The organism is Desulfosarcina sp. (assembly GCF_041551955.1).
Classification (GTDB): Bacteria; Desulfobacterota; Desulfobacteria; order Desulfobacterales; family Desulfosarcinaceae; genus Desulfosarcina.
Genome location: NZ_JBFELV010000451.1, coordinates 1 through 4,085, shown reverse-complemented (window position 1 = coordinate 4,085; position 4,085 = coordinate 1). Strand labels below are relative to the sequence as shown.

The following is a 4,085-nucleotide window of genomic DNA, read 5'->3' as shown; positions in this document are numbered from 1 at the left end:
GAAATTCGAGAGGAATCGATCGCAGCCGTTCTGCTGGAAAGTAGTTTCAAGGGCAGCCAGCTGGAGTCGCAGGGCTATTTTCCCATTCCTGCGGACAAAAAAGCGGGCGATGAAGGCATTCAAGAAGCCCTTCAGACCATCGTCGAAACCATCAAGCCCGCCGGCGCCACCTGTGTACTTGGCATTCCCGCGACCGTCGTTTCCTTCAGAAATATCTCTGTTCCCTTTCATGACCGTAAAAAAATCCGGCAAATCCTGCCTTTTGAACTAGAGCCTACCCTGCCGACTCCGGTGGAGGAATTGATTTTCGATTTCGAGGCTGTGAAACGGGATAAACATCAGGATTTGCTGACATTCTCCGTTAGAAAGATGGAAATCCAGCGCTATCTGGAGCTCCTCGAATCGGTGAATTTAAGGCCGGCTGTCATTGTGCCCGGCGGCTATGCCGCAGCCCGGTTCATCTCCACGATGACCGCCGTCAACGGTGATTTTCTCTTTATCGACACCGGAGAAGGCAATCACACGATCTACGCCGTCTGTTCGGGACACCTTCGCATGGTCCGCACCCTCCCGGTCGCCCGCGACGGCAATCCGATCATCCGCAATCTGGAATCGACCCTGAAACGGACATTCATCGCCCTTCAGGAAAGCCTGGGAATCGCGGTCACCCCGTCGACGGTTTTTTCCGCTGGCCCCCAGTCCCCACTGCTATCGACGGGGAACGGGTCATCGACATTGTTGGGCGTACCGGTTAAATCCATCGACGATTTGCGGACATTTCCCCGGTTGAAGGGGTCGTTGAATACTCAGGACTGGCAATCCGGACATCTGGATATCGCCCTGGCCCTGGCCCTGATGGAAACCGAGACCGTCAGCGGTGTCAATTTTTCCACGGAGCGCTCAACGATCCAGCACTACTGGAGCGAATATCGCAAACACATCATCCTTACCGGGATATTGATCGTCCTTGCCCTGGTGACCGTACTGGGGGGCCAGATCCTTGCGGTCAATGCCAAAGAACGACGCCTGGCCGAACTGGACCGACAGATTGAAGGGGTGTTCAAAAGTACCTTTCCCGAGGTCACCCGCGTGGTGAACCCCTTGCAGCAGATGCAGGTCAAGATCAAAGCGGCCGGCGACGGCAGCGCCGGTTTCGATTTGACGGGCGCCCGTGTCCGGATCATCGATATCCTCAACGTCTTGAGCCAGCAGATTCCGTCGTCAGCAGATGTGAAGGTCAACCGCATGGTTGCCGGAGCCGACAACGTCGTGCTGTCCGGCGATACGGACAACTTCAACACGGTTGACGACATCAAAGGGCGTTTGGAGGAATCGGACCTGTTTACACGCGTGACCATCAGCTCGGCCGACCTCGAGAAATCGGGAAACCGGGTGAGATTCAAACTGAAGCTGGATTTTTAACCAACCATGGCCATCAAACTCAACAAACGGGAAAAAATCGCCGTGGCCGGGGCAGCGGCCGCCATTGTCATTTTTCTGGTGTTGCAGATCCTGGTTTTTCCCCTGTTCGAAAAAAACACGCAATTATCGCGGACGCTGACCACCCGGGAACGGGAGCGGGAACAGATAAACCTGCTGCAGGAGGAATACCTCAAAACGGCCGAAAAGGCGCAATCGGCGGAACGCCACCTGAAAAGGCGCAAACCGGGCTTCACCCTCTTTTCATTTCTGGAAACCCTGGCTGGACAGACGGGCGTCAAAAGCCATATCGCCTATATGAGGCCGACGACCACGACCCAGAAGGACAGCCCGTACCGGCTTTCCATGGTGGAAATGAAACTGCAGGAAATCACCATGGCGCAGCTTCTGGCCTATCTACACGGCATTGAAACATCCGCGGACATGATTTCCATTAAGCGTCTCTCCATTTCCAAAGGAGAGCAGAAGGCCGATCTGATCAATACGGTCTTTCAAGTCGAAACACTGGAGATGTAGCGCTTGCCATGATTTCCATTAAGGCCATATTGGCTTATCTGTTGTACGCCCTGCTGGCGGCAACGTTTTTTTTGATCCTGCTGTTTCCCGACCAGGCGATTAAAGCCTACGTGGACGGTCGACTGGCTTCCATTGACCCGTCGCTGAGCATGGCGGCCAAGTCGATTCGACCGGCCCTGCCGCCGGGACTTAAAATGATCGATGTAGACCTGAACCGCGACGGCGTCCGGCTGGCTCACTTCGAAGATGCCCGGGTCTCACCCGATCTGGCGAGCCTCCTGCGGGAAAAAAAACAGGTTCGTTTTCAGGCAAATATTGCCGATGGGACCATAAATGGCCGGGCAACTGTGGAAACCGCCGTCCGACCCGGTCCCTTGCGGGTGGAAGCGGACATCTCTGATATCCGTCTTGACAAGCTCGATGCAATCAAAAGCGATGCGCCTTTCAGCCTTGCCGGTTCCCTTAAAGGCCGGGTGACCCACGACGGGGCGCGTGCCCCGATGGGAATGACCAGCGGGTTGTTGACGGTGCCGGATCTGCACATCACCCTGAAAGCACCTTTTTTCGGCATCAGCGAGCTAGTGATGGATCAGACGGATGCGGACTTTTCGATCAGTGGCGGGAACCTGCGGCTCAAATCCCTCACTTTCGATGGCCCCATGCTTGAAGGTAAAATTACCGGCACCATAGAACTGAGGCAGCCCTTCGAGCAGAGCCGCCTGAACCTCACCGGGAATGCCAAACCCCGACCAGAGTTGGTCGCCCGGCTTCAAGAGACGATGCCCCAGGGGATCGTCAACCCGCGGACACTGGGAAACCGGGGATTGACCTTCCGGGTGCGCGGCTCCATTGAAAACCCCGACATGTCCATGAGATAGGCGATGATACCAAAAGCCATTTTTACATTTGTCAATCTGCTCTGCATCACCGTTTCCGCCTATGTGGTCGTGGACGGCCTATACGGAACCCTCTCTGCAGGGCTGACCCAGTCCCCCCCATCGACCCAACAGAATGTCTACCGTGTGACCGATACTGGCACGACCAGCCGCCCCTTGACGGCATACAAGGCAATCCTGGAGCGGAACTTGTTCAATACCCGTTCGAACAACGAACCCCCGCCGGGTAAAGTGGATGTCGAATCCCTGGAAGAGACCAAGCTTAACCTGAAGCTGTGGGGAACGGTTTCCGGCAGCGACGACGGGGACTATGCGGTCATCGAAGATGTCAAGGTACGCGAACAGAACCTATACCGTGCCGGCGATGCCATCCAGACGGCCACGGTCAAGGAAATACACAGGGAAAAGGTCGTCCTGACCGTAAATGGAAAGGATGAAATGCTCCAGATGCAGGAACTGGAGTCAGGCAAATCCGGCTACCGGCCTGGCGGGCAACCCGTTCGCGCGGCGTCGCCGTCCTCCGGTGCAGTGCGTGCCCAGCGAATTTCCCTGAGGCGATCTTATATCGAGCAGTCCATGACGGACGTGGCGTCGCTGATGACCCAGGTGCAGATCCAACCACACATGGAAAACGGTGTACCTGCAGGTCTGGCGCTCTCCAGCATCAAACCCAATTCCATTTTCCGGAGAATGGGCCTGAGAAACGGAGACATCATCGCCGGCGTAGACGGCACTGAAATTACATCGGTCGATGATGCGTTGAAGCTGGTGGACAGCCTTAAATCCGCATCCACCCTCTCCGTGCAGTTAAAACGCAGGGGACAGGAAAAAAACATCCAATATAGCATCAGATAGCCGGCCAGGCACACCGGAACCGTTGCCGGTGGAAACAGGAAAAAGAAGATATGGCTATGGAAAAAACAATGGGTGCAAACAGAACATGCAGGGTCGGCGCACTGATCGCGGCGCTGACGTTTCTTCTCCTTGCCGCCAGCACTGGAGCCCAAGATCAGGATCAGGGTCAGAATCAGGTCCAGAAGCAGGGTCAGACGCCTGGCGGCAGCGTGACGGCAAATGGTTCACAGCGCTTTGTCTCCATTGATTTCAACAATGTGGATATCAGCGTGTTCATCAAGTTCATCAGCGAACTCACCGGCAAGAACTTCGTCATCGACCAGCGCGTCAAGGGCAAGGTGACCATCATCTCCCCGTCCAAGATCTCCGTCGATGAGG

At 55.6% G+C, this 4,085-nt stretch carries 4 protein-coding genes and 1 pseudogene; all 5 read left to right on the top strand.

The window, feature by feature from the left end; genetic code table 11:
• Positions 1-1,422 (top strand): type II secretion system protein GspL (gspL, locus tag ABYV26_RS22260; RefSeq protein WP_372683553.1); only part of this gene is annotated, 1,422 nt, incomplete at its 5' end.
• A 6-nt stretch (positions 1,423-1,428) separates the two neighbouring features.
• Positions 1,429-1,956, top strand: coding sequence for a hypothetical protein (locus ABYV26_RS22255; protein WP_372683552.1), 528 nt, complete (start codon positions 1,429-1,431; stop codon positions 1,954-1,956).
• Between the two features lie 8 nt (positions 1,957-1,964).
• Positions 1,965-2,834: a type II secretion system protein GspN gene (gspN, locus tag ABYV26_RS22250; protein ID WP_372683551.1), complete on the top strand. Its 870-nt coding sequence runs from the start codon at positions 1,965-1,967 to the stop codon at positions 2,832-2,834.
• Positions 2,835-2,837: 3 nt separating this feature from the next.
• On the top strand, positions 2,838-3,707 hold the full coding sequence (gspC, locus tag ABYV26_RS22245; protein ID WP_372683550.1) for a type II secretion system protein GspC: 870 nt from the start codon (positions 2,838-2,840) through the stop codon (positions 3,705-3,707).
• A gap of 50 nt (positions 3,708-3,757) precedes the next feature.
• Positions 3,758-4,085, top strand: a pseudogene (locus tag ABYV26_RS22240) (hypothetical protein); the annotation flags it as partial.

What these genes read in the sequence shown, in the direction of transcription:
- ABYV26_RS22255 (WP_372683552.1), top strand. Translation starts at nt 1,429, where the DNA reads ATGGCCATCAAACTCAACAAACGGGAAAAAATCGCCGTGGCCGGGGCA.
- gspN (WP_372683551.1), top strand. Translation starts at nt 1,965, where the DNA reads ATGATTTCCATTAAGGCCATATTGGCTTATCTGTTGTACGCCCTGCTG.
- gspC (WP_372683550.1), top strand. Translation starts at nt 2,838, where the DNA reads ATGATACCAAAAGCCATTTTTACATTTGTCAATCTGCTCTGCATCACC.